The sequence below is a fragment of the Arthrobacter sp. zg-Y919 genome, assembly GCF_030142045.1.
In the GTDB taxonomy this organism is placed as follows: Bacteria; Actinomycetota; Actinomycetes; order Actinomycetales; family Micrococcaceae; genus Arthrobacter_B.
The window spans coordinates 2220543-2245955 of sequence record NZ_CP126242.1; the positions used below are offsets into that span (position 1 = coordinate 2220543).

Consider the following 25413-nt stretch of genomic DNA (forward strand, 5'->3'; position numbering starts at 1 on the left):
GGATATCCCCGGCGCGGACCCGCCGCATCAGAACGCTGTGGAGGAAAGCAGCGCCGGGTCAGCCCGGGAACCCCGGGTCGCGTACCCCTTCGGTCCGCAGCGTCCAGCTGTTGCCCACCTTGCTGAAGATTCCCTCGCCGGTCTGGATAAAAATGTCCTCCACGCCGTTGCCCGCGCTCAGTCCAGTAATCCCCTGCTTCGGGGAAAGCACGTCAGCTTCCTTCCGTCCGGGGCCAAGGATCACTGGAGCAGCCTCCTGCACGCCGGCCTGGACCGCAACCACCGTGTCTTCCGAAGCCCACTTCACCCGGTTCACCTCTCCCGCCGCCGAGGGCACCTGAAGAGTCATCGGAGCCGTCAGGGAAACGGGAACGCCCTCAGCGGAGCGGACGACGCCGGCAACCATCACCTGGCTGCGGCCGCCCTGGTTGGCAGCGACGAGAGCACGGCTGCCGTCGCGGGAAATCCTCAACTCCGTCACCGTGAGCCCTTCCAGCCACGGCGCCGAGAGAACGGCCGCGGAACTGCGGTCGCCATCAGGCGGTATCGCGAGGACCTGGTAACCGGAGCCCGCGGGCCGGGCTGTCCAGACCCATTGGCGGGGGTCGATGCTGGGCGGTGTCAACCGGTCGGCCTCGGCCGCAACCCGGACATCCTGCCCGGGTCCCGTGATCCGCAGGGTGCCCTCCCGGCTGTCCAGGAAGGCAATGACCGATCTGTCCGCAGACATGGCCGGATGCCGGGGACCGTATTCCGCCACGGAAGGGATATCCGCTATCGGCTCGAGACCGTCGGCGTAGAAGGCCAATTCCTCCTGATGGACCACAATCTGGGTGGCTCCGGCCGACGGGTCCGCGATGGCGGACCGCAATTCACCGCTGCCCTTGCCCAGGTCGACGTCCCGCTGCGCCACCGTCATCCTCACCGACGTGCCGTTGTTCAGGCTCCGCAGGTTCTGCTCAAGCTGCTTCACCATCTGTTGGCGGTTCAGGTCGCTGGAATCCCGCAGCGATTCGGACGTGAAATCTACAGTTGCTTCCCCTGCTGCTACCGGCACTGCGTCCCGGGCCAGCGCGGTTCCCGCGGGGAAGGCACTGACGACGGCGCCCTGCAGGTAGGGAGCGGGGCCAAGCAGGAGTGCCTTGATGATGTTGGCCGCGATACCCGAGCGCTGGACGAACCACCGGGTATCCGGCACCCAGTACTGGTAATCGCTGGAGTAGAAGTAGAGGTTGTGGTCAATGAACAGCGCGGGGAAACTGGCCAGGGACACGATGATTCCGTTAGGAACCTCGCTGATCCGCCACTGCCCGTCCACTTTTTCCAGCCGGACGGGATATGTTTCGGTGGTTCCCTCGGGCTCGTCGGTCCGGATGCCCTGGGCATTCACGCTTCCCTGGACTTCCAGCTGAATCTGGAACTGGTCAGGTTCGGGCATGGCCACGATCCGGGAGGACCGGTAAATAGTTACCCGCTCCGTGGGCGACCAGGTGCCGGCCAGCTCAGGTGCCAGGAACTGCCGGGCGACACTGTAGTCGTCGACTGCGCCCCTTCCCGCTTCCATGAAGCCACGGATGATGTCCTGCTCCGAGGCGTCCACCCCTGGGCCTTCAGGGGAGAAAACGGCGTCTTCCCCTGCTTCTCCGCCGTGCTCGGCCGATGCCGTGCCCACCGGCCCCACGGTCGGAATGGATGAGCAGCCAACCAGGACGAGGACGGCACTGAGCCACAGCACCAGCAGCCTTCCCGACTGCCCCGGGCGCCTCGCGGGCACCACGCTCTTGCTAATAGACATCGGGATCCTCTTCCCCGGCCGCTGCCGCTGCCGTGAGCGCGCGGGGGCCGGCCATAACGTCGTCCGGAGACAGGGGCACCGGTGATGATTCAAAGTCCACGCCGTGACGGCGGGGAAGCGTCAGCCGGAAGCATGATCCATTCCCGGGTTCGCCCCAGGCCTCAAGCCAGCCGCTGTGGAGGCGGGTGTCTTCGGTGGCGATGGCCAGGCCCAGGCCGCTGCCGCCCGTAGTACGTGCCCGCGCCGGATCCGCGCGCCAGAAGCGGTCAAAGACGCGGCCCGCGTCGTCCTCTGTCATCCCGATACCGTGGTCGCGGACGGCTATGCCCACCGCGTCTGCGGATGCTGCCACGGCAATTTCGATGGGTTCGCCCTCGCCGTGCTCCAGCGCGTTGACCAGCAGGTTCCGCAGGATGCGTTCGATCCTGCGCGGATCGGCGTCGACCACGCAGCTCGACTCGGAGGACACCACCACAACCTCGGACCCGAGGTTGTTGGCCAGGGGTTCCGTCGCGTCAATGACGTCCCGGATGATGTGGAAGACGTCGGTGGGTTCCAGGTCGAGGGCCGCCGCTCCGGCGTCGAACCTTGAGATCTCCAGCAAATCGGCCAGCAGCGCCTGGAAGCGTTCCACCTGGTGATAGAGCAGCTCCGTGGAACGCCGGTACATCGGATCGAAGCTCTCGCGGGCGTCGTAAAGCACCTCCGCGGCCATACGCACGGTGGTGAGCGGCGTCCGGAGCTCGTGGGAGACATCGGAGACGAAGACCTGCTGCATCTGTGAGAGCGTGGCCAACTGCGTGATCTGGTCCTGCAGGGTGCCGGCCATGCGGTTGAATGATGCAGCCAGGCGGGCGACCTCATCCTCGCCCTTGACCTCCATGCGCTCCTGCAGTTCGCCCGCGGCGAGTTTCTCGGAGACTGCGGCCGCGTCGCTGACGGCGCCGAGTCCGGCCTTGGTCACGATCCACGCGATGGTGCCGCTGATGGCGAGCAGCAGGAATCCTGCAATCCAGAGAATCCGGTGGATGTCGTCGAGGGTTTCCTGCATGGACTGCAGGTCGTAGATCAGGTAGAGGGCATATTCCGAGTTGTCCGGAGGCAGCGTGACTTTGGTGCCAAAGGCAATGCCGGGCTCGCCATTGGCCAGCTCCAGTGGAGACCAGAACACGTAATCCGTCTCGGACTCATCGGCTTTGCTGGCGACGACGGCATCGCTCAGTGTTACGGGAATACCACTGGCGGTGATGTTTCCGCTGTTGACCGAGGACGTGACGTACAGGGGGTCCTTCGTCGGCAACGGGGTGAGCAGGTAGGTCCGTTCGGCGTCTGCCCCACGGCCCTGCAGCAGCGGAAGCGTGTCCATGACCAGGCGGTCTGTGCTTTCGCGGTCGCTCGCGGCGGTGTCGCGGAAGTTGTCCTTCACACTGGTCAGGCCGGTAGTCGCCTCGGTCCGGAACTGTGCCAGGCGCTCTTCATAGAGGGAACCGGCAATCTGGTGCGAGAGGAACGCGCCGATCCCCGCACCCGCCAGCGCCACCAGCAGAAGCGTGGACACGATGGTCTTGAACTGAAGCGACCGCCGCCATTGCCGGGCTATCCGTTGAAGGGTAGCCCGGCGGAAGGAATCGCGCAGGCGCACGAAGCCCTGCAGCGTCTTGTCGAATCTCGGGTCCCCGGCCATCCCGGCCAGGAAACCCGGCACCTTAGCTCTGGCCCGCTTTGTATCCGACACCGCGCACCGTCAGTACTATCTCGGGTGCTTCGGGGTCGCGTTCAATCTTGGAGCGGAGCCTCTGCACATGCACATTGACCAGCCGCGTATCGGCGGCGTGGCGGTAACCCCAGACCTGTTCCAGCAGCATCTCGCGGGTGAAGACCTGCCACGGCTTGCGTGCCAGGGCGACGAGCAGGTCGAATTCCAGCGGCGTCAGCGAAATGCTGTCGCTGCCCCGGGTCACCGAGTGGCCTGCGACATCAATGGAAACTTCGCCGATCCGCAGCGTTTCCGGTGATTTCTGGTCTCCCGGACGCAGGCGGGCACGGACACGCGCGACCAGTTCCGCGGGTTTGAAGGGCTTGGGCACATAGTCGTCCGCACCGGATTCAAGGCCGCGGACGACGTCGGAGGTATCCGACTTTGCCGTGAGCATCACGATCGGGGTATCGGACTCGCTGCGGATCTGCCGGCACACTTCGATGCCGTCGATGCCCGGAAGCATGAGGTCCAGCAGGACCAGGTCCGGCCTGCTGTTGCGGAACACTTCCAGCGCGGAGGAGCCGTCGGCGCAGAAGACCGGTTCAAACCCGTCATTGCGCAGCACGATGCCAATCATTTCGGCGAGTGCTTCGTCGTCGTCTACGACCAGTATGCGTGCCTTCATAGCTCCCTGTTTTTCGCTGCTTGCGTCCACGCGCGCCGTTGCGCGCGTCGGGCAGCATCGGCTGCCGCTCCCCCACGGCGTGCAAAGCCGCCTAGGTTAATCCCTATCATCCTAAGGGACACATCCCCCGGCACGGCTCGCCGGGTGCCCGGTGAAGGAGGCCCCACTATAGTCGAAACAGCAAACGCTGATGTCCGCGGCGGAAACGGGTAGGGATGAGCGAGCAAGAACACACGTCCGGCGCAGGCTGTCTTCGGCTTACGCCGCCGGGAAAGCCGTAGCCGTGGCCTCCATCTACCAGCAGGTCCTCGGCTCGGAATTCCGCCGGCTGCAGCCGCAGCTACAGGACTATTTCAGCCTCGCTCCGGACGGGGGACGGTCCGGGGAAGGGCACGGCGTCTTTAGCCGGGCCGGGTGCCCGCGGACATGGCTGCGTCCCGTGCTCCCGCTGGTTCCGGTGACCAACGCCTTCTTCCCGGAGTACGGGACAAACGTTCCCTTCACGATCCGCAACTATCCGCACCGTGACCCGTGGGGGCGACCGGCGCTGACCGCGGTCCGCAGCTTCGATTTCCCGGGCAGGACCCGGATCTTCGAGGACACAACGGTCCTGACGGCGCCTGGAATCCTCACTGACTATCTGGGGCGCCGCCGCAATCTTGCCACCGGCCTGCAGCTGCGGGTGGACGCGGACGGGCACCTGCACATGACGTCCCCCACCAGCCGGCTCTTCCTCGGTCCACTGCGGCTCCCACTGCCCGCCGTCACTGCGGCCGATGCACAGGTGGAACAGTGGTGGGACGAGGAGCAGCAGCTGTTCCGGATCCGCGCGCGGGTGATCCAGCGGCAGATCGGTACGGTTTTCGAATACGACGGCGCCTTTAGCTACCGGTACCGGGATTTCGACGGCGTCCTGCCCGCAGACGCCGAACCGGAGCACTGGGAACACCGGACCTAGACCCGTTCCGGCGGCGCGGGTTCACCCCTCGGCGGCCACCTGGTCCAGCGCGGAAGCCGTCTGGGTGAGCCGGGCCAGGACCTTCTGCGCTGCCGCGGGCGAAAGGTCAGCAAGTCCTTCCGCGGGTGTGAGGCGAAGTGCCGGCAGCTCCTGCAGCGACAACCCCAGCTTCCGCCAGGGACGCAGCACACGCTCGACGAGGACGCTCACCTGGGGCAGTTCCGTCCCGTTGGCTGGAACGGGCAGGATGCCCAGCCAGATCCTCCGGCCGCCTTCGACAGCTTCCGCGATGCCTTCCCAGTCACGCGCGTCCAATCCGTCGGCAGCCAGGGCCGCACCCCGCGCTCCGGCGCTGACCGCCAGTTCAAAGGGAGACTGCGTTCCGGACCGGAGCGGGCCGAATGCCTCCGCCCGCGGCAGGGCAAAGACAGCGTCCGCGCCAGTGGCCTCGACCGCTTCACAGACCTGCTGCCAGGCACCCGACACCTCGGAGGACGGGACGGAACGCAGGGTGCGGTAGCCGCTGGCGGTGGGGATGCCGCCGACCAGCACCGCGGCGATGTCGGGTTCGTCGATCTGGACGGTGATCCGCGCGCCGGGGGCCGACGACGCGGCCCGGGCCACGTAGTCCCCCAGCCCGGCAGTGAAGGACTGGAGGAGATCCCGGCGTGCCCCGGCGTCGGACAGTGCCCGCTCACCGTTGTGCAGATAGAGGTTTGCCGCAAGCGAGAGGGGTCCCCGAAGGGAGATTTTCAGCGCTTCGCCCGTGCGCTCCTCCGCTCCCACGACGTCGGCTAGGACGTTCAGGTCCTGGCCCAGGAGGGATACCGCGCGCCGGTGGTCCTTGCCGGGGCGGTCCACCAGCCGCCAGCCGTGCGGCTGGATGTCGACGAACAGGTCCACCAGCAGTGCGGCGCTGCGCCCGAGCGCGTCCGCACCCGGGCCGCGCTGCGGCAGTTCAACAAGGAAAGGCAGGTGGGGATCCCCCAGTTCGCCGCGGACCACCCGGCTGGCCTCGATGGGATCGGTCCCGGGCCAGCTGCCCAACGCCGTGGCTGTGACCATCCCGTTCCGCGCCTCGGGGCGCGGAACCTCCCGGGCGGCGTCCTGCGGCCCGTTCAGGTCACTCGCCTGCGGCATCTGTTCCACCGTTGCGGGTCTGGGAAATCGCCTGATGGTGGCGGATGACCTCGCTGATGATGAAGTTCAGGAATTTCTCCGCGAAAGCAGGATCGAGGTTGGCATCCTCGGCGAGGCTGCGAAGCCGTGCAATCTGCGCCACTTCACGCCCCGGGTCCGCGGGCGGCAGGTGGTGCTCTGCCTTCAAATGGCCCACCCGCTGCGTTGCCTTAAATCTTTCGGCAAGCAGGTACACGAGGGTGGCGTCGATATTGTCGATGCTGCTGCGCATGGCGAGCAGCTCCTCCATGACGTCGGGTGCCACTTTCCCCGAAAGGGAACTTGCACGCGGGTCGAACTCAGCGTCCGGTGATTCGCTCATTGGTCCTGTCTGGCTCATTGGTCCAGTTTAGGTGGACACGGCACCGAACCCGGAGCAGGTTACGCCGGGCTTACCGGCGGGACCCTGGGCCCGGTTAGGAAACAGCTGCCGGATCCCACTCAAGGGAACGGGCCGAGTCGATGGTTGCCTGACCCAGCACGCGGGTCCCCTGATAAAGCACCATGGACTGGCCGGGGGCAACCCCGCGCAGGGGGTCGACCAGGCGGACCACAAGCTCCGGGTGCGTGGCTCCGTCCGGTCCGTCGGCCACGTCTTCCATCCAGCCGGTGGCTGCAACGGGGTCGCCGTGCGCCCGGACCTGCACCCTGCACTCGAACGGTGTCCGGGCAGCGATTTCCGGGATCGGCACTCCGGCCCAGGAGATCTTGATGCCGCGCATCTGGTCAATGTTCAGCAGCTGCTCGGGGCCGACCACCACCTTGTTTTCCTTCGGGCGGATTTCCAGGACGAAGCGGGGCTTCCCGTCGGCTGCAGGAGTCCCGAGTTTCAGGCCGCGGCGCTGGCCGACAGTGAACGCGTTCGCTCCCGGGTGGGTGCCGAGCTTTTCGCCCGTCTCGTCCACGATGTCACCCTCGGTCATGTTGATGCGCTCTTCGAGCCAGCCCCGGGTGTCTCCGTCGGGGATGAAGCAGATGTCGTGGCTGTCCGGCTTGTTGGCCACGGACAGTCCGCGGCTCTCGGCTTCGGCCCGGACTTCGGCCTTCGACGGCGTTTCGGCCAGCGGGAACATGCAGTGGCGCAGCTGCTCTTCCGTGAGCACGCCCAGCACGTAGGACTGGTCCTTGGCCCAATCGGCGGCGCGGTGCAGCTCAGGGTTGCCGTCGGCGTTGGTGATCACCTTGGCGTAGTGGCCGGTGCACACGGCGTCGAAGCCCAGCGCAAGTGCCTTTTCCAGCAGGGCGGCGAACTTGATCCGCTCGTTGCAGCGCATGCAGGGATTCGGCGTGCGGCCGGCTGCGTACTCGGCGACGAAGTCGTCCACGACGTCTTCCTTGAACCGCTCCGAGAAGTCCCAGACGTAGTACGGGATGCCGAGGATGTCGCAGGCGCGCCAGGCATCCCGGGAGTCCTCGATGGTGCAGCAGCCGCGGCTGCCGGTGCGCAGGGTGCCCGGCATCCGGGACAGCGCCAGGTGGACGCCGACGACGTCGTGTCCGGCCTCAACTGCCCGTGCCGCGGCCACGGCGGAGTCGACTCCGCCACTCATTGCTGCCAATACCTTCATGAAGTAAAACCTGTTCCTGCGGTTTGAATGCTGCTTACGTGTCCGGCCATACCGGCCTTCTTGGCCCGCTCATACGCTTCGGGCAGTGCTTCCAACAACGTGTCAACGTCTTCGGCAGTGGTTGTATGCCCGAGGCTGAAACGCTGCGCTCCGCGTGCCTCGGTTTCGCTCAGGCCCATGGCCAGCAGGACGTGGGACGGCCGCGGGACGCCGGCGGTGCAGGCGGAGCCGGTGGAGGACTCGACGCCGGCCAGATCCAGCAGGAAGAGCAGGGAATCGCCTTCGCAGCCGGGGAACGTAAAGTGCGCGTTGCCGGGCAGCCGGCGCCCGCCGCCGTCGTCGTCCCGCGCACCGCGCAGCACAGCGTCCGGGATGGCCCGCTCGACGCCGGTGATGAGGTAGTTACGCAGGGTGCGGAGGCGTTCGGACTCATCCGGCAGATGCTCCGCTGCATCCTGGGCCGCGGCAGCGAATGCCGCGATTCCCGCGGTGTCGAGGGTGCCGGAACGGATGTCGCGTTCCTGTCCGCCGCCGTGCTGGACGGGAGTGAGCTTGACCGCCCGCCCGACGACGAGTGCACCTACCCCTACTGGACCGCCGATCTTGTGGGCACTCAAGGCCATGGTGTCCAGTCCGGCGGCGCGGAAGTCCACCGGCAGTGCACCGAAGGCCTGCACCGCGTCCGAGTGGACGGGCACACCGAACTCGTGGGCCAGCGCCGCAATGGCCCGGATGTCCTGGACGGTACCCACCTCGTTGTTCGCCCACATGGCGGTAAGGAGGGCCGTGCTGTCGGCGTTGGACTCAAGTTCCCGGCGGATGGCGTCGAGGGAAATTACGCCGTCGGAGTCCACCGGGATCCATACCGGCACCGCGCCTTCATGCTTTTCCAGCCACTCGACGGTATCCAGGACGGCGTGGTGTTCGATGCCGGAGACCAGGATCCGGGTGCGGGCCGGGTCGGCGTCGCGCCGGGCCCAGAAGAGGCCCTTGACGGCCAGGTTGTCCGCCTCGGTGCCGCCGGAGGTGAAAATAATCTCCGAAGGGTGGCAGCCCGCTGCCGCGGCCAGGATTTCGCGGGAGTCCTCCACCACCATCCGGGCGCGTCTGCCCGAACCGTGCAGGGACGAGGGATTGCCGCTGCGGCTGAGTTCTGAGGTGAGTGCGGCGAGGGCCGAAGCCGAAATCGGCGTGGTCGCCGCGTGATCTAGGTACACGGGCACCAGCTAATTCTAACGGTCGAAGCGCCTGTAGCCGATTCCGCGGGCTGGGACTTTCCTGACGGTGAGCTGTGGCTGCGGCGACACCGGGCCCGGACCGGCCCCAGACCGGACAGAGGTGCCTCATTGCTGTCCCGGAAGCCGGTGCCGGGATCCATGGCAGACTGACCCCGATGGAGACCCACAACCCGGCAGCCGCCCGCCTCCTGCCCCGGCAACCCGCCCGGAAGCGGGACGCCGTGATTTCGGACCTGGCCGCGGTGCTGCTTTCCGCACGGCCCGGTTCCCGCCTGCTCGCAGCGGTCGACGGGGTGGACGGAGCAGGCAAAACCACCTTCGCCGACGAACTCGCGGCCGCTCTCCGTTCCGCCGCCGGCACCCGGGGCCGTCAGGTCCTGCGGATCGGCATGGACGACTTCCACAATGTCCGCTCGGTCCGGTACCGGCGTGGACGCCGGTCGCCGGAAGGTTTCTGGCTGGATTCCTACAATCTTGAGCAGTTCCGGGAATACGTCCTGGAGCCCCTCGCCACCGGTGCCGACCGGTTCCGTCCCCGCGGCCATGACCTTGCCGCCGACGCGGTCCTGGATCCGGAACCGGTTCCGGCCGCCCGCGATGCCCTGGTCCTGGTGGACGGAATGTTCCTGCACCGGGAGGAACTCAAGGGGTCCTGGGATTTCTCGGTGTTCCTCGACGTGCCGTTCGATGTCAGCGCCGCGCGGATGGCACGGCGGGATGGTGTCCGGCAGCCCGCGGGAGCGCAGAGGTATGTCGGCGGGCAGCTGCGGTATTTCGCTTCCGCAGACCCCGCCGCACGGGCGGACCTGGTGCTGGACAACGGGGATGAACGGACACTGCGGGTCATCTCCGCCGGGGATGCCAGCTACCGCTTGGGCAGCCGATGAAACTGATCTGCCGGGACCACGTCCTGGAGACTGCGCTGCCCGGACCGGCAGCGTCCGCGGAACTCTTCATCCTCCGGCAACGCACCGCACCGCCCGGTAGAATTGCCGCACCCGGCCCGGGGGCTACCCCCGGCCCGCCGCCCGACCGGAACGAGCATGCCGCACCCGCCGAGAGGAACCACCGTGAACCCGTCTGACCGGACGCTTTACGAGGTGCTGGGGCTGAAGCCCGCAGCGTCGGCGGTGGAGATCAAGGCCGCCTACCGGAAGGCCGCCCGAAGCTCCCATCCGGACCAGGGCGGTACCAGCGAGCGCTTCCACCGAGTCACGGAAGCCTACCGGGTGCTCTCGGATCCCCGGCGGAAAGCCGCCTATGACCGGCAGCTGGGCCACGGCACGGGTGCAGGCAGTGCCGGTGCGGGCAGCCGGACCGGCGCTCCCGGCACCCCGGCCGGCCGGGCTGCAGGTACCCGGTCCGCCCCGGAACGTACCGCCGCGGATCTGGACCGGCCGCCGGTGTTTGTCCCGGATTTCTCCCCAAAGAATCCTCCCCTCATCCCCCTCACCCTGGCGGGCCAGCAGATCCATGGAACGCCGCGCCGTCCCGGTTTCTTCTCGCGGATCGGTTCCCACGCCGCAGGGCGCTTCGAGGCCGAGAACCGGACGCTCCGCCTGCTGGACCGGGAACTGCTGGAGGACTACCCCGCCGCCCGGCTCGTCAACGGCCTGCACATTCCGGACGCCGGCCCGCGCGGCGGCAACCTCGACGTCGGCCACGTCCTGCTGGGCGGCTACCGCATGGCCGTCCTGGGTTCCCTGATGGCCTCCCCCGGCAACTACCGGTGGGACGGACGGCACCTGCTGCACCGCGGCCGGGAGACCACCACCCTCCGTCTGGCCGATGCTGTGCGGACCCTGCAGATGCGCTTTCCCGAATGCAACGTCACCGGCTGGCTCGTCCTCCACAGCCCCAACGGCAATCCCTTCGAGCCGATAATCGATTACCCGCCGAATCTCAGCCGGTCAGCGCCCGCGGCCCTGCATGCTGCCAACCCGGGCGGCCTGCTGCGGGAGCTGCGCCGCTTCTTTGCCGAAGGTCCCCAGCCGAACACCGTCCAGCTGCCGGTGCTGGCACCATTGATCGACGCGTCCACCCGCTGACCGATGCGTTCGCGTCCCGGGGCCGGGCATAGGATGGTGCTGTGTTCCGTATCCTTTTCCATTCCCCTGAAATCCCCGGCAACACGGGAAACGCGATTCGCCTTGCCGCCATTACGGGAGCCGAGCTCCACTTGGTCGAGCCACTCGGCTTCAGCCTGGAGGACTCGAAGCTGCGCCGCGCCGGCCTTGACTACCACGACCTCGCCGTCCTCCACGTCCACGCGAACCTGCAGGACGCCTGGAAAGCGCTGAAACCGGAACGCGTGTACGCCTTCACCTCGGACGGTGACACTTCCTACACGGATATCGAGTATCGTGCCGGAGACGTCCTGATGTTCGGCCGCGAATCGGTCGGGCTGTCGGACGAGGTGAAGAAGGACCCGCATGTCACCGCCCGGGTCCGGCTGCCCATGCTGCCGACCCTACGCTCACTGAATCTTGCAAACTCCGCCTCCATAGCCGTTTACGAAGCCTGGCGCCAGCACGGCTTCGCCGGTGCCCAGCTCTAGCGAAGGACACTTCCCATGCCTGAACTCCACATCGGCAACGCGTTCGACGACGGCGCCGCCGACTTTGAGCGGCTCGCGCCCTCGCTCTGGAATCCCATGGGAAATGCGCTCGTCGCCGCAGCGGACATCACGCTCGGCGACCGGGTCCTGGACGCAGGCTGCGGCAGCGGAGCCACCACCATCCCGGCCGCGCAGTTCGCCGGTCCGGACGGCGTCGTCGACGGGGTGGACCTCAGTGCAGGGATGCTGGCCCTGGCCCAGGCCAAGGCAGACACCCTTGCACTCAACAATGTCCACCTTGCGCAGGCCGATATCGGATCCTGGCACGCAGATGCGCCCTACGACGCCGTGGTCTGCGCCTACTCCCTGTTCTTCCTTCCGGACATGGATGCCGGAGCCGCACATCTGGTGTCACTGCTCCGCAGCGGCGGGCGCTTCGCCCTCAGCACGTGGGCCGAAGGATCCTGGGAGCCCTTTAGGGAACTGCTGTGGAAAGCCTGCCTGCAGGAACGGCCCGATCTCGAGGCCCTTCCCCAGTCCGGAGCGGAGAACGCGCAGCGGCTTCAGACCCCTGAAAGGGTCACGTCATGGCTCGAATCCCTCGGGCTGACGGACATCACCGTGGCTGCTACGCCCGGACAGGTCCAGCTCAATCCGTCCCTCGCCTGGTCACTGGTGCTCGGCGGCGGTTACCGCATGCTGCTGCCCCGGGACCCTGACGCATTGGAGCGGGTCCGGACGGCGTTCCTCGCAGAACTCGGCGAGGACTTCGCGCTCAACACCGACACGCTGATCGCCACGGCGGTCCGCCCGTAGCCTGCCGCCCGCGGGCCCCGGGCAGGAACGGCGGCTGCTGTAACCGTCAGAACCCGGCGATGGTCTCGGGAGTGTTCACGCCAACGGCGTGGAAGGCTTCCGCGCTGGCACCCTCAGGCAGGCCGTGGCGGCGGGCGTTGTCCTGCAGGAACCGGCGCACTGAAGCGTCCATGCCCTCAATGTCCGGATGCTGGCTGGCGTGGACACGGATGGCCGCCAGTTTGACGTCCACGGTGGAGCTGACATCAACTGCGGTGTTTTCCCGCCCGCGCGGCGCACCGTAAAACCACAGCCAGGGCACCTTGTACGCCTGGAGTCCGCGCTCCGCGAGTTCGGGATAGGCAAAGGGATTCTCGGCCGCCGGATAGACCGCCCGGGTGACAATTTCGCCGCAGGCCAGATGGTCGGGATGGCTTGCCTGGAGCCGGTCCCAGTTCCGCTCGGGGTGCATGGACAGCACGACGTCGGGACGTACCCGGCGGATCTGCTCCACCACCTGGGCGATCACCGCGTGGGTGGCCTCCAGATAGCCGTCGCGCTCCCCCAGGAAGACGACGTCGCGCACGCCTACCTGCCGGGCGGCCTCCCACTGCTCCCCGCTGCGCACGGCGCTGACGCTGGAACGGTCAGCGGGATCGAACCCGCCGGCGTCGCCGGACGTCATGATGCAGTAGGTGATTTCGGTGCCTTCACGGGCCCAGCGCGCCAACGTGCCGGCCGCACCGAAGTCGATGTCATCCGGATGCGCGGCGAAAGCCAGGGCCCGGGCGGGAGCCGACGTCGGGAACATGTCAGGCCCTGCGCTTCCGGATCTCTTCGGCGGCCTGGGGCAGCACGGAAAACACGTCGCCCACAATGCCGAAGTCGGCGATCTCGAACACCGGCGCGTCTGCGTCCTTGTTCACCGCAACGATGACCTTGGCGGTCTGCATACCGGCCTTCTGCTGGATGGCTCCAGAAATACCCGCGGAGATGTACAGCTGCGGGGAGACCGTCTTTCCGGTCTGTCCCACCTGGGCGGAATGCTCGATCCAGCCGGCGTCCGTGGCAGCACGCGACGCTCCCACCGCTCCGCCGAGCAGATCTGCCAGTTCCTCCACGGGGCCGAAGTCGCCGTCCATGCCGCGTCCGCCGGCAACGATCACCCGTGCTTCGGCCAGCTCGGGGCGGCCGCTTACGCGCTTGCCGGAGCGGCCGGTGACCCGGGCTGCCGGACCGGCTGCCGAGAGCGGCACCTCGACCCGCTCAAGGGAGGTGGCCGGGACCTCCGGTGCGGGTTCAACACTGTTGGCCTTAACCGTGATGATGGGCGTCCCGGTCCGCACCCGGCACGTCGAGGTGTAGGACCCGGCGAGGACGGATTTAGTGACGGCAAGGTCAGGTGCCACCGCAACGGCGTCGGTAATGACCCCGGAGCCGAGCTTGATTCCGGCGCGGGCGGCAATCTCCCGGTCCTCGAAGGAATTGCCGAGCAGGATGGCGGCCGGCTGCTCAGCGTTCGCGGCGTCCGCCAGGAACGCGGCCTTCGCGGCGACCAGGACGGTATCCAGCTCTCCGGCCGGCTCGTAGACTTTCACCGCACCGTTGGCGGCGAGCGCCTCCAACATGGCCGGCTCGGCGCGGTGCGCAGCGGCGACCACAGGTTCGCCCACCGTGCGGGCGAGGGTCAGCAGTTCACGGGCAGCCCGCGGCAGGGGCAGGGCTGGAACATCAAGAAAAACCAGGACGGACGCCATGATGCGCTCCTTTGGGACGTAGGCGGGGGCGCCTGCAGGCGCCGGTTCAATGCAGGAAGTTAGATCAGTTTCTGCGCGGCGAGGTACTCCACCAGCTGCACGCCTGCGGTCCCGTCATCGGTGATGATGGTTCCCTGCGAGCGCGGCGGGCGGGGAGCCGAAGCCGCTACCGCCGTCCAGGCACCGTCGAAGCCCACCTGTGCAGGGTCCACCCCGATCTCGGCGAGCGTCAGTACGGTGACGGGCTTCTTCTTGGCTGCCATGATGCCCTTGAAGTTCGGGTAGCGCGGGCTGTTGGCCTGGTCCGTGACCGAAACCAGGGCCGGCAGCGGTGCCTCCACGGTCTCGGTAAAGGAGTCGCCGTCGCGGCGGGCCTTCACGACGGGCACGCCGTCGACGTCCGCCACGTCCAGCTCGGAAGCAAAGGTCACCTGTGCCAGCTGCAGCCGTTCGGCGAGCTGGGCCGGCACCAGGGAGGTTTCGCCGTCTGTGGAGGCCATCCCGGTGATGACCAGGTCCACCGGTCCCTGCGAATCGGCGATGGCCCGGACCGCGGCGGCAAGGGCCAGCGAAGTGCCGGCGGCATCGGAGCCCGCCAGGGCGTCGTCGTTCAGGTGCACGCCCGCGTAGGCGCCGATCTGCAGGGACTTCTTCACCGCGTTGACTGCCGCCGCCGGGCCCATGGCCAGCGCGGTGACCCGGTTTCCCGCAGCCTCCCCGCCGCGGGCCTCGGCCAGCTGCAGCGCCGCTTCGAGGGCGTACTCGTCCAGTTCCGAAAGGATGCTCTCAGCACGGTTCAGGGTGTGCCCCGGCCCGGTGAGGTGCCGGTCAAACTGCGCGTCGGGGACATGCTTGACCAAGACGACGATGTTCAGCGGATGGGTGGCTGACTCCTGCATTCCGGCCTTTCCGGTAGGAAAATCGGTTCCCGGCGGCCGGGAAATCCTCCCGCCGACGCCCCCCGCCTGTGGGCGGTGCGTTTAAAGCTAATCACACACTGGCCGGGGTTTCCCTTCACCAAACAGAAGGGCCGCCGCCCGGTGCTCCGGGAGGCGGCCCTTCTGTTTGCGTTCAACGCGGCCGGTGAAACGGACACTCTTACTGCTTGGCGGAATCCCCGAGCGTAACGTCCGTCGTGTCGGCGTTGCCGCCGCGCGTGTAATCGACGGTGGCCTTGCCGCCGGCCGGCTGCATGCGGATCGCGGCGGTCAGTGACTGGGCATCGGTCACTGGAATGCCGTTCACCGACGTCACGACGTCCCCCTTGCGCAGGCCCGCCTTCTCGCCCGGCGATCCGGACACCACGTCGGCGACTTCGGCGCCCACGGTGAAGGACGACGACGATTCGGACGCGGTTGCCGGCGTCACGGAGACACCCAGGTAGCCGTGGGTGGCGGATCCGTTGGCGATGATCTCCTCGGCGACCCGCTCCGCATACGTCATCGGGACGGCGAACCCGACGCCGATGTTTCCGCTGTCCTCGCCTGCGGCACCCGAGGCGGCCGAAGCGATGGCAACGTTCACGCCGATGACCTCGCCGTCAGAGTTGACCAGCGCGCCGCCGGAGTTGCCGTGGTTGATGGCGGCGTCGGTCTGGATGACGTTGAGGAAGATCGAGCTCTCCGCGGAGCTCTGCTCCTGCGACTGTCCATCCGGCGGAGCGAAACGGAAGCCGAAGCCGTTGTCTTCCGGTTCGTCCGAGCTCTCGGATTCCTCCGGGGCGGCCGAGGACTGGACACTGATGGTGCGGTTCAGCGTGGAGACGATACCGTCCGTGACGGTACCTGCCAGGCCAAGCGGCGCACCGATGGCGATCACGGTGTCACCGACGTTCAGTTTTCCGGAATCCCCCAGGGCGGCCGGCGTCAGGTCGGAGGCATCCACCTTAATGACCGCTAGGTCGGATACGGGGTCCGTGCCGACGATGGTGGCGGTCAGGACCCGTCCGTCGGACGTCTGGACTTCGACCACGGGATCGCCGGCGGTCCCGCCCAGCGTCACCACGTGGGTATTGGTGAGGATATGCCCGTCATCGTCCAGGATGATCCCTGACCCGGTGCCGGTGCTGCCGGAGGCGGCCACTTCGATGGTGACCACGCTCGGTGAAGCCTTCACGGCCGCCGCAGTGACGGCATTGACGCTGTCCTTGTCGTTGACAACGACAGTCTCGGACCGGCCGGACTGGCCGGCAGTGTTGTTGCTGTCCATCAACGCGTCGGCTCCGACCGCCACCCCGCCGCCGAGCAGCCCGGCAAGCAGCATGCCGGTGACCAGGGTTCCGGCTCCGAACTTCTTTGCCCGGGACTCGCCGGCCGGTGCGGCACCGGCCGGGCTGGAGAAGGCGCTGCCCTGGGATCCGTAGGGCCCGTAGGTTCCCCCGGGTGCGGCAGTGCCGTATCCGGCGCCCGACTGTCCCTCTGTGGACCCCGTGTATGACGACGGCGGCGTCGCCGGCCGGGGAGGCAGCGGGCGCTCCGGTACGTCATGCCCGCCGTGTTGCTCAGTCATGTGGGTTGTCCTTTCAAGGTTCGGTTACCCATGGTGTAGCCACAACATTGTTGTAACCACTATGACAGCGTCGGCTGGGACATTCGGGGACGAATGCTGGATGTCCGCTGTGAAAATCCCGGACGCCGCGGCCCAGGGTGACCGTTCGCGGGATTCAGTAAAAGCGCAGGTCAGAAGAGCATTGCGGCCCTCCCCCGGGTGGACCCGCCGCCCGGACCCGGTGGACGGGGCATGGGGCGGCCCATAGAATCGGTACCAAGGTCCGGGGGGCCCCATCTGCACCCCTCCCCTGCGGTACCGAGCACCGAGCACCGAACGAGATAAATAACCAAAGGAAAAGTTTATGCGGTCACGGAACAGCTGGGCGGCCGTACTCGGCCTGAGTGCAGTTACGGTCCTGCTCCCGGCCGCTGCCGTTGCCGGACCCGCGGATGCGGCCGCTGCCGGGCGCACCGGAGCCGCACTGGTCCCTGCGGCGGTCAACGTTCCTGCCGAATCTCCGGTCCGGATTCCACCGGGCGAGTACGTCGTAGACCCCGCCGATGTTCTCGGCAGCGATGCTTCCGAGGTGGAAGAGGCGATTTCCGAGGTACAGCGGAACAGCGGCTACACGCTCTACGTCGTGTATGTGGATTCCTTCACGAATCCGTCAGACCCCGCCGCCTGGTCTGAACAGGTAGTCCGCGGCAAGGGTATGGGCAGCAAGGAAGCCCTCCTGAGTATCGCCACCGAGGACCGCAAGATCCAGGTTTCCACCGGGGACCAGAGTGTCCTGAACCAGACCCGCCGCAACGCCATCCTCGCGGCGGCCACCGACCCGCTGCTGGGTTCGCAGGACATCACCTCCGCCCAGTGGGCAAATAGTGCGGTGAATGCCGCGGAGTCGCTGGAAGACATCGCCCGGGGCGGTGAAGGGGAAGTCGCCGCAGCCGAAGAAGCGGGCGGAGCCGACGTCGCTCCCCTGGTGGTCGGCGGCGTCGTCGTTGCGGGTGGACTGGGTACTGCCCTGCTGATCCGCAGCCGGCGGCGCAAGTCGGCAGCAGCCGTACCCGTGCAGCAGCAGGGGCCGGCGGAACCAGTGGATCCGCTGGACACCATGAGTGTGCCGGACCTCCGCAAGCGGGCAGGAAGCCTGTTGGTGGCCGCCGATGATGCGATCAAGTCCAGCGAACAGGAACTGGGTTTCGCCATGGCTGCCTACGGCGAGGGCGCGGTCACCACCTTCTCCGACGACCTCGCCGCCGCACGGGCGCACATGGGCGAGTCGTTCAAGCTGCAGCAGCAGCTCGACGACCACATCCCGGACACGGAACAGCAGCAGCGCACCTGGCTGAAGGAAATCATCCGCCGGTGCGAGGCAGTGAACGAGTCGCTGCAGGCGCATAAGGAAGAGTTCGATTCCCTCCGGGAACTGGAGAAGAATGCACCGGCCGCCCTGTCGTCGGCCCAGGCGGCAGCGGAGGAGACCACTTCCCGCCTGAGCACCTCAGCCGCGACGTTGGATGCGCTGCGCTCACGTTACGCAGCCTCGGCTGTAAGCCAGGTCAGCGACAATATCGACCAGGCCCATGAGCGGCTGGCCTTCGTGTCCAGTGCCGCGGCAACGGCGAACGAAAAACTGGCCGAAGGCGACACGTCATCCGCGGTGGTTTCCGTACGCGCCGCGGAAGAGTCGGTGCACCAGGCCAATGTCCTGCTCGATGCGATCGACAAGCGCAGCCAGGAGCTGGGCTCGGCACGGCAGGAACTGCAGCGTGCCGTGGCTGATGCCAATCAGGACCTGGCACAGGCGGGTGCCATTGCCGCCGGCGGCTCCACTCCCGGGCTCGCGGGGCCGGTGGCGGGGGTCCGCGCCGCACTGGACGCCGTGAAGCAGTCAACCTCCGCCGGCCCCATAGATCCGGTTGACCTGCTGCGCCGGCTGGAGACAGCCAACAGCCAGCTTGACGCTGCTTTGGAGGGGATCCGGGACCGTCAGGAGCAGGAGCGGCGGGCCCGCGATTCCCTGCAGCACGCCGTCATGGCCGCTCAGGCCCAGATTTCCGGCACGTCCGATTACATCAGGGCACGCCGCGGCGGTGTGGGCAGCGAGGCACGCACCCGCCTGGCCGAGGCCGAACGGAACCTCCAGCAGGCCATCGCCATGCAGTCCGGCGATCCGGTGAGTGCCCTTGCCTACGCCCAGCAGGCCAATACGCTGGCAGCGCAGGCTGCGGAAATGGCGCAGCAGGACGTTGACGGTTTCGGCGGCGGTGGTGGCTTCGGCGGAGGCGGATTCGGCGGCGGCGGCAACGGGCTGGGCGGCGCACTCCTCGGCGGTATCCTCATTGATTCGATCCTCCGCGGCGGCTCGCACGGCGGCGGATGGGGCGGCGGCGGATTCGGCGGTTTCGGTGGAGGCGGATTCGGCGGCGGCGGCGGGTTCGGCGGCGGCGGCTTCGGCTCGTCCGGTGGAAACTTCTAGCCTGCCCGGGTCAAAGGCGCAAAACTACACCAAGATGTACCCGTAACGTTTCATGGCGAACGCGGGATTTTTCCGAGCACAGCAGATTGAAAGGCAGACACCGTGGTTAAGCAGTCGATTTTCGGACGTATCACTCAATTGGCCAAGGCCAACATCAACGCCATCCTCGACCAGGCCGAGGACCCGCAGAAGATGCTCGACCAGATGGTGTGGGATTACAGCAACAACATCGCCGAAGCCGAGAGCGCCGTCGCCCAGACCATCGGTAATCTCCGGATGCTCCAGGACGACTACAACGAGGACATCCAGAACGCCCAGAACTGGGGCAACAAGGCCCTGGCCGCTTCCCGCAAGGCTGACGAGTTCCGGGCTGCCGGCAACACCGCCGACGCCGAGAAGTTCGACAACCTCGCCAAGGTTGCCCTTCAGCGGCAGATTGCCTCCGAAAACGAAGCCAAGGGTGCGCAGCCGACGATCGCCTCCCAGGAGGAGATCGTTGAACGCCTCAAGACCGGACTGAACCAGATGAAGGGCAAGTTGGACCAGCTGACCAGCAAGCGCGATGAACTCATTGCCCGCGCCCGCAATGCCTCGGCCCAGACGCAGATGCACGATGCCATGAAGAGCATCGACGTTATGGACTCCACGTCCGAGGTTGGCCGCTTCGAAGAGAAGATCCGCCGCGAGGAAGCGCGCGTCCGCGGCGCCAACGAGCTGGCCTCGTCAAGCCTTGACGCCCAGTTCGAGTCCCTGGAGGATCTCGGCGAGCAGACCGAGGTGGAGGCGCGCCTGGCCGCTTTGAAGTCATCCGGCACGCAGCAGTCCGCCATCGAGGACTAACCGCTCCACTTCCGTACAGCAGAAGGGCGGGCACCGTTACGGCGCCCGCCCTTCCGCTGTCCTACTGATCGGCTCTGCGGCGCTGCAGGGCACGCCGGCGCAGGACAAGGGGCAGAAGCAGCCAAAGCAGGCCGACCATAACCGCCACGGACACTGCGGCTACGGCGCCCGCGGCGCCGTCGAGCACCAGGTCGAATACCAGGCCGATGGTGCCCACGAGGATCAGCCCGACCAACACCAGCGTGATGCGCAGCAGCAGGTCGGCACTGTCGACGAGATCCCTTTTGATCCGCCGCTGGAAGAATGTACGGTGCATAACCACCGTCGACAGCAGCAGGGCCGTGGCAAGGACCGACAGCACCACCAGGGACAGGTAGATTCCCACCTGGACCGGGTTCAGGGTGGTGAAGCGCTGCTGGAACGGCAGCGTCAGCAGGAAACCGGTCAGGATCTGGATTCCGGTCTGGAGCACCCGGAGTTCCTGAAGCAGGTCCGTCCAGTTCCGGTCCTGTTTCTGCAGCGGGGTTTCATCGCGTTCCGGGTCCCGTTCCGCCGGGGTATTGCCCATAGTGCAGTGTAGTTCCTGCTCACCGGGGCAAAACAAAAGTCCCTCGAGGTTCCTTTCGGATCCTCGAGGGACTTTCCTTTGTTGCGGGGGCAAGATTTGAACTTGCGACCTCTGGGTTATGAGCCCAGCGAGCTACCGAACTGCTCCACCCCGCGGCGCGATATCTAACTCTACCCGCCGCTGGTCCCGGGCGCAAACCGCTGATGCGGGAGCCTGCAGCCCCGCGGAACTCCGGGGGGGTGGGGGCCGACGGCGGAGATCAATCCGCCGCCGGCCGTTCCCCGCGGCCGCTGTGCTAGCTGCCGCCGTCGCCGTCCTCCGCCGGGGCGGTGGCACCGGATTCGTCGGCGCCTTCGCCGCCTTCCATGCGTTCCTGGGCTTCGGTGGCCCGGGCGATGGCGTCCTGGAGCCGGCTCTGCGCCTCACCGTAAGCGGCAAAGTCACCGCGTCCGAGGGCGCTCTGGCCATCCTGGATAGCCTGGCCCGCATCGGACAGCGCCGTAGCCAGGTCGGATTGGGCCGTTCCGTCTCCCCCGCCCTCGGGCGTCGGAGGGGTGGCACCGACATTGCCGGCGTCACCCGTGGCGGCTCCGGAGTCTCCACCGAAGATCTGGTTCAGCGCTTCGTCGAGGGTCGGCGCGAAGCCCACCTTCTCGCCGAAGTTCACCAGGACCCGCTGCAGCGTCGGGTAGGACGCTTCACCTGAAGACTGGACGTAGACGGGCTGGACATACAGGATGCCGTCGCCGACCGGCAGGGTCAGCAGGTTGCCGTTGATGACTTCCGACGCACCCTGGCGCAGGAGGTTCAGGGCATTGGACACGGTGGGATCGGAGTTGAACGTGTTCTGCGCCTGTCCCGGCCCGGGAACGGCCGTGTCCGTGGGCAGCGCCAGCAGCCGGAGCTTGCCGTAGTCCTCGCTCCTGACACCCGGTTCCCCGGTGCCTGCGTCCGCCTCCGCGGAGAGGAAGCCGTAGAGCACGTTGCGGGGGTCGCCGCCTTCGCTCACGAAGGGGATGAACGGCGTCGTCAGCGAGAAGGTTGCCTCATCCTGTCCCGGCATCTGCAGCGACAGGTAGTACGGAGGCTGCTTGACGTCGGCGTTGCCACCCGTGGGATCGCTCGGAACGCTCCACGCGTCGTCGTTCTTGTAGAAGGAGTCCGGGTCGGTGACGTGGTACTTGCCGAGTAGTTCCCGCTGGACCTTGAACTGGTCTTCCGGGTAGCGGACGTGCGCCATCAGGTCCTCGGACATCTCGCTGTACGGCTTCAGCGTGGAGGGGAACACACTCTGCCAGGACTGCAGCAGGGGATCCTCGTCATCCCAGGCGTACAACTCGACGGAACCGTCATAGGCGTCGACAGTCGCCTTCACGGCATTGCGGATGTAGTTCACCTGTTCCTGCGGGAGCGCTGCGGCACCCGGGGTCAGTGAGTCCGTGGTGGCGTCCTGCAGTTCCTGCTGGGTCGAGTAGGGGAAGTACTTGCTCGTGGTGTAGCCATCCACGATCCACTTCACGCGCCCGTCGATGACCGCCGGGTAGGCATTGCCGTCCACCGTCAGGTACGGGGCGACCTTTTCGACCCGCTCACGCGGGTCCCGGTCGTACAGGATCTGTGATTCTTCATTGATGGCATCCGCGAGAAGCAGTTCCGTGGACTGGAACTTGATTGCGTAGACCAGCTGGTTGAAGAGGTTGCCGACGCTCGGGCCGCCTTCACCACTGAAGGTGGTCTGCGACTCTTCCTCGGAGTTGCCGGTCTGCGGCCGGTCGATCTCCACCGGGGCGGCACCTTCAGGGGCACCGACCACTGAGTACTGCGGAGAGTTTTCGCCGAAGTAGATCCGCGGCTCGTAGTCCCCGCCGTCGGTGAGGACGCCCGTGGAGGGAATGCCGGATTCCATGAAGCTCGGCTTGCCGTCGGGAGCGACTGTGGAACCCCGCGCGGCGACCACTCCATAGCCGTGGGTGTAGAGGACGTGTTCGTTGACCCAGCCGCTGGGAACGCCTCCGACGTTCAGCTCACGGACAGCGATGACGGTGTCCTGGATCTCGCCGTCAATTTCGTAGCGGTCCACGTTCAAGGTCTGGGGGAACTGGTAATACTGGCGGAACTGCTGCAGCTGGCCGAAGGCGTCGGAGACGACATTGGGATCCAGGAGGCGGATGTTGGTGGTGGTCCCCGCGTCCTGTTCCAGGGCCCCTGCGTTGGCGTTCACCGTGGCGTCGTAGGGAATGACCTCGGTATCGGCGAGCCCGTAGGCTTCCCGGGTCATGTCGATATTGCGCTGGATGTACTCGCGTTCGAGGCTCAGTTCCGAAGGCTGGACCTGGTAGCGCTGGACAATCCACGGGTAGACGCCGCCCGCGACGATGGCCGTGATGATCAGCATTGCGGTGCCGATGATGGGCAGGCGCCAGCGGCCGATGACGGCGGAAAGGATGAACAGCACTGCGACTATCACCGAGGCCACGGCCAGGATGGCCTTGGTCGGGATGACTGCCTCCACATCCGTGTAGAGCGCGCCGGTCCAGGTCCCCGAGGTGCTCAGGAGGGTGTCGTAGCGGTCAAGCCAGAAATTGACGCCCTGCAGCAGGAGGAAGGCTGCGGCGATGATGGCCAGGTGCAGGCGGGCGGGGCGGCTGACAAACACGCCCTTCTCTTCCAGGCGGATGCCGCCGTAGAGGTAATGCGTCAGGAGGCCGGCAATCCCGGAAATCACCACGACGCTGATCAGGAAGCCCACCAGGAAACCGATGAAGGGCAGGGTGTTCAGGTAGAAGCTGTAGTCCAGGTTGAACTGCGGGTCCGTTTTCCCGAAGTCGCGCCGGTTGAAGAAGAGCAGCGCCTGCTGCCACATCGACATGGCCGCCGTGCCGGCGAAGCCGCCGACCACGAGCGGAATACCGATCATCAGCAGCTTGCGGACCGGCTCAAGCTGGGCCTGGTACCGGTTCAGGTTGTCCTGGAGGGCGCTGTCGGGCGCGTAGATGGGCCGCGAGACGTAGGCAACCCGGATGCTGGTGAACACTCCGGCGGCCATCACGAGGAAGGCCGCGAGGAACATGGAGATCCGGGTCAGGTTCTCCTTGACGAACACTTCCAGGTAGCCCAGCTGGTTGTACCAGAGGACGTTTGCGTAGACCTGGGAGAAATACACAAAACCAATGACAAGCACGGCAACGACGATCAGCGTCGCGATCAGCGGACTCCGCCGTCGTCGCCTGCCGACGGCCGTGGCCGTGCCGGGTCGGGAAAATGGGCCGTTTGGTCCGGAAGTCACAGTTACCTCATCGTTCGGTGCGTCGGCTGGCGGCCGCTCCGGACTGCACCGGCGGGAACAATGCCAGGACATATATTCCGGCCCTGTTTGCCCGCCGGACGGCCGGAAGCCGTCCGTGAATCATTCTGCCTTGGATTGCTCTTTGGCGGCCACTTCGATCCGGTGCCGGAAACAACCTTGTCCCGATCGTAACTAGGCACGGCCGTCCACTTCTAGGGGGTGCACTGCGGGAGGTCCGACGCGCTGCCGCCGGCGGCGAGCTTTTCCACCGCTTGGATGGCCTCGTCCAGGGTGGACACCCGCACCACGTCCAGGCCGTCGGGAATGTGCCCGGCGACCTCGCCGCAGTTGTCCGCCGGGGCCAGGAAAAACTCGGCCCCGGCGTCGGAAGCGCCAATGAGTTTCTGCCTGATTCCCCCGATGGGCCCAACATTTCCCGCCGCGTCGATGGTTCCGGTTCCGGCGAAATGCCTGCCGTCCGTCAAGGCGCCCGGAGTCAGCCGGTCCACGATCCCGAGGGCGAACATCATCCCCGCGGACGGACCTCCCACCTTCTCCATGCCCGCACCGATGCTCACGTCAAACGGAAACTCAAAGGAAGTGGCCAGTTCGATGCCGAGCTGGTAGGCACCGGAGTCGGACTGCCGCGGGGTGACGGATTCGGAGACCTCGGTCCCGTCCCGCCGCACCGTGAGCTGCGCGGCTGACCCTCCGCCGTCGTTCAGGGCAGCACGCAGGCTGTCGATGCCTTCGATCCTGGTCTCCCCCACCGCAACCACTGTGTCCCCCGGCTGCAGCACTCCTTCGGCAGGTGAGCCTTCCACCACGGCCGCCACAGTGAGTTCCTGCGTAAAACCGATGTCGAGCTGCGTCAGGGCAGCAGCAACTGCGGATTCCTGGGACGACGTCATGGCGGCGGCATTCTCCTCATCCACCTCGTCGCTGGTGGTTCCGGGAGCGTAGAGGAATTCGGTGGGGTACACGACGTCGTCCTGGTCCACCCATCCGCCCACAGCCTGGAAGATGCTGATGTTGGTGCTGGGGCCACCGGAAACGTACACGGTGGTCAGGTCCAGTTCACCGTCCGTCGGATACGTCCGCTGTCCCTCGATCTCGATGATCTCCGCGTCCCCGGCGCTGCCCAGTGTGTTGAACGTCGGCCCGGGAGATTCCACCACGTACTGCGCCGGCAGCAGCAGCCCGGCGGCACCGAGTACGACGGCGAGCGCTCCGGAAACAAGGATGGCCCGGGTGCGCGGCGTGCGCTTGGCCGGTGCCGGGCGGCCGCTGCCCAGGCCCTGGTATGGGTAGACGGAGTAGCTGCCGTCCGGCTGCGGGGCCGGTGCGGCCGGTGTGCCCGGCCCGTCCTGCGCTGCGGTGCTGCTGTCGTCGTGAGAGTGGCGCAACTGACCAACCTTTTCCTGCGCTCGTGTGCTGTACGGAGCCGGCACCCGATACCCGACCGCCGACCCTGCAAGCCTACGCCCGGCAACCGAACCGAACGTGCAGGGCCGGC

21 protein-coding genes and 1 tRNA gene are annotated in these 25413 nt (G+C 66.8%); 7 read left to right on the forward strand and 15 right to left on the reverse strand.

The annotated features are described in order from the left end of the window. Positions 1-58: 58 nt before the first annotated feature. The 3 genes from QNO10_RS10405 to mtrA are packed head-to-tail and all read right to left on the reverse strand — an operon-like array spanning position 59 to position 4179. Positions 59-1795 carry an LpqB family beta-propeller domain-containing protein gene (locus tag QNO10_RS10405; RefSeq protein ID WP_229950419.1) on the reverse strand — a complete coding sequence of 579 codons (1737 nt, stop codon included), beginning with the start codon at positions 1793-1795 and terminating at the stop codon, positions 59-61. Continuing rightward, positions 1785-3479, reverse strand: a complete 1695-nt coding sequence (gene mtrB, locus QNO10_RS10410) for an MtrAB system histidine kinase MtrB (protein ID WP_229950416.1) — start codon at positions 3477-3479, stop codon at positions 1785-1787. The genes QNO10_RS10405 and mtrB overlap by 11 nt, the downstream gene beginning before the upstream one ends. Before the next feature lie 22 nt (positions 3480-3501). Then, complete coding sequence (gene mtrA, locus QNO10_RS10415) at positions 3502-4179, reverse strand: MtrAB system response regulator MtrA (RefSeq protein ID WP_229950415.1); 678 nt, start codon at positions 4177-4179, stop codon at positions 3502-3504. Between the two features lie 283 nt (positions 4180-4462). On the opposite strand from mtrA, the gene QNO10_RS10420 reads away from it, so the two are divergent. Beyond that, positions 4463-5137, forward strand: a complete 675-nt coding sequence (locus tag QNO10_RS10420) for a DUF4166 domain-containing protein (RefSeq protein WP_229950414.1) — start codon at positions 4463-4465, stop codon at positions 5135-5137. Between the two features lie 21 nt (positions 5138-5158). Here the strand turns inward: QNO10_RS10420 and QNO10_RS10425 are convergent, their stop codons facing one another. From QNO10_RS10425 to QNO10_RS10440, 4 genes are all read right to left on the reverse strand, one after another. After that, positions 5159-6277 (reverse strand): uroporphyrinogen decarboxylase/cobalamine-independent methonine synthase family protein, encoded by a 1119-nt coding sequence (locus tag QNO10_RS10425; protein ID WP_331460346.1) that lies wholly within the window; start codon positions 6275-6277, stop codon positions 5159-5161. After that, a complete protein-coding gene (locus QNO10_RS10430; protein WP_229950412.1) occupies positions 6261-6638 on the reverse strand; it encodes a chorismate mutase in 378 nt (125 codons plus the stop codon). The genes QNO10_RS10425 and QNO10_RS10430 overlap by 17 nt, the downstream gene beginning before the upstream one ends. Before the next feature lie 94 nt (positions 6639-6732). After that, positions 6733-7884: a tRNA 2-thiouridine(34) synthase MnmA gene (mnmA, locus tag QNO10_RS10435; protein WP_229950409.1), complete on the reverse strand. Its 1152-nt coding sequence runs from the start codon at positions 7882-7884 to the stop codon at positions 6733-6735. Next, the gene (locus QNO10_RS10440; protein WP_229950407.1) at positions 7881-9107 is read right to left on the reverse strand and encodes a cysteine desulfurase family protein; all 1227 of its coding nucleotides are present in this window, start codon (positions 9105-9107) and stop codon (positions 7881-7883) included. Before QNO10_RS10440 ends, mnmA begins: the two co-directional genes overlap by 4 nt. 170 nt (positions 9108-9277) lie before the next feature. Between QNO10_RS10440 and QNO10_RS10445 the strand changes: the two genes are divergently transcribed. The 4 genes from QNO10_RS10445 to QNO10_RS10460 all read left to right on the forward strand — a co-directional run bounded on the left by QNO10_RS10445 (position 9278) and on the right by QNO10_RS10460 (position 12495). Continuing rightward, entirely contained in the window at positions 9278-10009 is a 732-nt protein-coding gene (locus tag QNO10_RS10445) for a nucleoside/nucleotide kinase family protein (protein ID WP_229950405.1), read from the forward strand. Between the two features lie 183 nt (positions 10010-10192). Beyond that, positions 10193-11170 carry a J domain-containing protein gene (locus QNO10_RS10450; protein WP_229950403.1) on the forward strand — a complete coding sequence of 326 codons (978 nt, stop codon included), beginning with the start codon at positions 10193-10195 and terminating at the stop codon, positions 11168-11170. 41 nt (positions 11171-11211) lie between these two features. Next, entirely contained in the window at positions 11212-11679 is a 468-nt protein-coding gene (locus QNO10_RS10455) for a tRNA (cytidine(34)-2'-O)-methyltransferase (protein WP_229950401.1), read from the forward strand. 15 nt (positions 11680-11694) lie between these two features. Then, positions 11695-12495: a class I SAM-dependent methyltransferase gene (locus QNO10_RS10460; protein ID WP_229950399.1), complete on the forward strand. Its 801-nt coding sequence runs from the start codon at positions 11695-11697 to the stop codon at positions 12493-12495. A 46-nt stretch (positions 12496-12541) separates the two neighbouring features. Here the strand turns inward: QNO10_RS10460 and QNO10_RS10465 are convergent, their stop codons facing one another. The 4 genes from QNO10_RS10465 to QNO10_RS10480 form a co-directional block, all read right to left on the reverse strand. After that, entirely contained in the window at positions 12542-13285 is a 744-nt protein-coding gene (locus QNO10_RS10465) for a PIG-L deacetylase family protein (RefSeq protein ID WP_229950398.1), read from the reverse strand. Position 13286: 1 nt separating this feature from the next. Further along, entirely contained in the window at positions 13287-14231 is a 945-nt protein-coding gene (locus QNO10_RS10470) for an electron transfer flavoprotein subunit alpha/FixB family protein (protein ID WP_229950396.1), read from the reverse strand. Between the two features lie 59 nt (positions 14232-14290). Next, positions 14291-15130: an electron transfer flavoprotein subunit beta/FixA family protein gene (locus QNO10_RS10475; RefSeq protein WP_229950395.1), complete on the reverse strand. Its 840-nt coding sequence runs from the start codon at positions 15128-15130 to the stop codon at positions 14291-14293. A gap of 199 nt (positions 15131-15329) precedes the next feature. After that, positions 15330-16739 carry a S1C family serine protease gene (locus tag QNO10_RS10480; protein WP_229950389.1) on the reverse strand — a complete coding sequence of 470 codons (1410 nt, stop codon included), beginning with the start codon at positions 16737-16739 and terminating at the stop codon, positions 15330-15332. Between the two features lie 343 nt (positions 16740-17082). On the opposite strand from QNO10_RS10480, the gene QNO10_RS10485 reads away from it, so the two are divergent. After that, complete coding sequence (locus QNO10_RS10485; protein ID WP_229950387.1) at positions 17083-19203, forward strand: TPM domain-containing protein; 2121 nt, start codon at positions 17083-17085, stop codon at positions 19201-19203. Positions 19204-19305: 102 nt separating this feature from the next. After that, positions 19306-20043: a PspA/IM30 family protein gene (locus QNO10_RS10490; RefSeq protein WP_229950386.1), complete on the forward strand. Its 738-nt coding sequence runs from the start codon at positions 19306-19308 to the stop codon at positions 20041-20043. 61 nt (positions 20044-20104) lie between these two features. On the opposite strand, the gene QNO10_RS10495 is transcribed toward QNO10_RS10490, so the two are convergent. From QNO10_RS10495 to QNO10_RS10510, 4 genes are all read right to left on the reverse strand, one after another. Beyond that, complete coding sequence (locus QNO10_RS10495; RefSeq protein ID WP_229950384.1) at positions 20105-20611, reverse strand: DUF6328 family protein; 507 nt, start codon at positions 20609-20611, stop codon at positions 20105-20107. Between the two features lie 81 nt (positions 20612-20692). Further along, positions 20693-20766: transfer RNA gene (locus QNO10_RS10500), tRNA-Met, on the reverse strand. 140 nt (positions 20767-20906) lie between these two features. After that, complete coding sequence (locus tag QNO10_RS10505) at positions 20907-23897, reverse strand: UPF0182 family membrane protein (RefSeq protein WP_442860280.1); 2991 nt, start codon at positions 23895-23897, stop codon at positions 20907-20909. Positions 23898-24109: 212 nt separating this feature from the next. After that, positions 24110-25303: a YlbL family protein gene (locus tag QNO10_RS10510; protein ID WP_229950382.1), complete on the reverse strand. Its 1194-nt coding sequence runs from the start codon at positions 25301-25303 to the stop codon at positions 24110-24112. Between the last annotated feature and the right edge of the window lie 110 nt (positions 25304-25413).

What these genes read in the sequence shown, in the direction of transcription:
- QNO10_RS10470 (WP_229950396.1), bottom strand. Translation starts at nt 14,231, where the DNA reads ATGGCGTCCGTCCTGGTTTTTCTTGATGTTCCAGCCCTGCCCCTGCCG.
- mtrA (WP_229950415.1), bottom strand. Translation starts at nt 4,179, where the DNA reads ATGAAGGCACGCATACTGGTCGTAGACGACGACGAAGCACTCGCCGAA.
- QNO10_RS10485 (WP_229950387.1), top strand. Translation starts at nt 17,083, where the DNA reads ATGCGGTCACGGAACAGCTGGGCGGCCGTACTCGGCCTGAGTGCAGTT.
- QNO10_RS10465 (WP_229950398.1), bottom strand. Translation starts at nt 13,285, where the DNA reads ATGTTCCCGACGTCGGCTCCCGCCCGGGCCCTGGCTTTCGCCGCGCAT.
- QNO10_RS10460 (WP_229950399.1), top strand. Translation starts at nt 11,695, where the DNA reads ATGCCTGAACTCCACATCGGCAACGCGTTCGACGACGGCGCCGCCGAC.
- QNO10_RS10495 (WP_229950384.1), bottom strand. Translation starts at nt 20,611, where the DNA reads ATGGGCAATACCCCGGCGGAACGGGACCCGGAACGCGATGAAACCCCG.
- QNO10_RS10475 (WP_229950395.1), bottom strand. Translation starts at nt 15,130, where the DNA reads ATGCAGGAGTCAGCCACCCATCCGCTGAACATCGTCGTCTTGGTCAAG.
- QNO10_RS10425 (WP_331460346.1), bottom strand. Translation starts at nt 6,277, where the DNA reads ATGCCGCAGGCGAGTGACCTGAACGGGCCGCAGGACGCCGCCCGGGAG.
- mtrB (WP_229950416.1), bottom strand. Translation starts at nt 3,479, where the DNA reads ATGGCCGGGGACCCGAGATTCGACAAGACGCTGCAGGGCTTCGTGCGC.
- QNO10_RS10405 (WP_229950419.1), bottom strand. Translation starts at nt 1,795, where the DNA reads ATGTCTATTAGCAAGAGCGTGGTGCCCGCGAGGCGCCCGGGGCAGTCG.
- QNO10_RS10480 (WP_229950389.1), bottom strand. Translation starts at nt 16,739, where the DNA reads ATGACTGAGCAACACGGCGGGCATGACGTACCGGAGCGCCCGCTGCCT.
- QNO10_RS10445 (WP_229950405.1), top strand. Translation starts at nt 9,278, where the DNA reads ATGGAGACCCACAACCCGGCAGCCGCCCGCCTCCTGCCCCGGCAACCC.
- QNO10_RS10430 (WP_229950412.1), bottom strand. Translation starts at nt 6,638, where the DNA reads ATGAGCGAATCACCGGACGCTGAGTTCGACCCGCGTGCAAGTTCCCTT.
- mnmA (WP_229950409.1), bottom strand. Translation starts at nt 7,884, where the DNA reads ATGAAGGTATTGGCAGCAATGAGTGGCGGAGTCGACTCCGCCGTGGCC.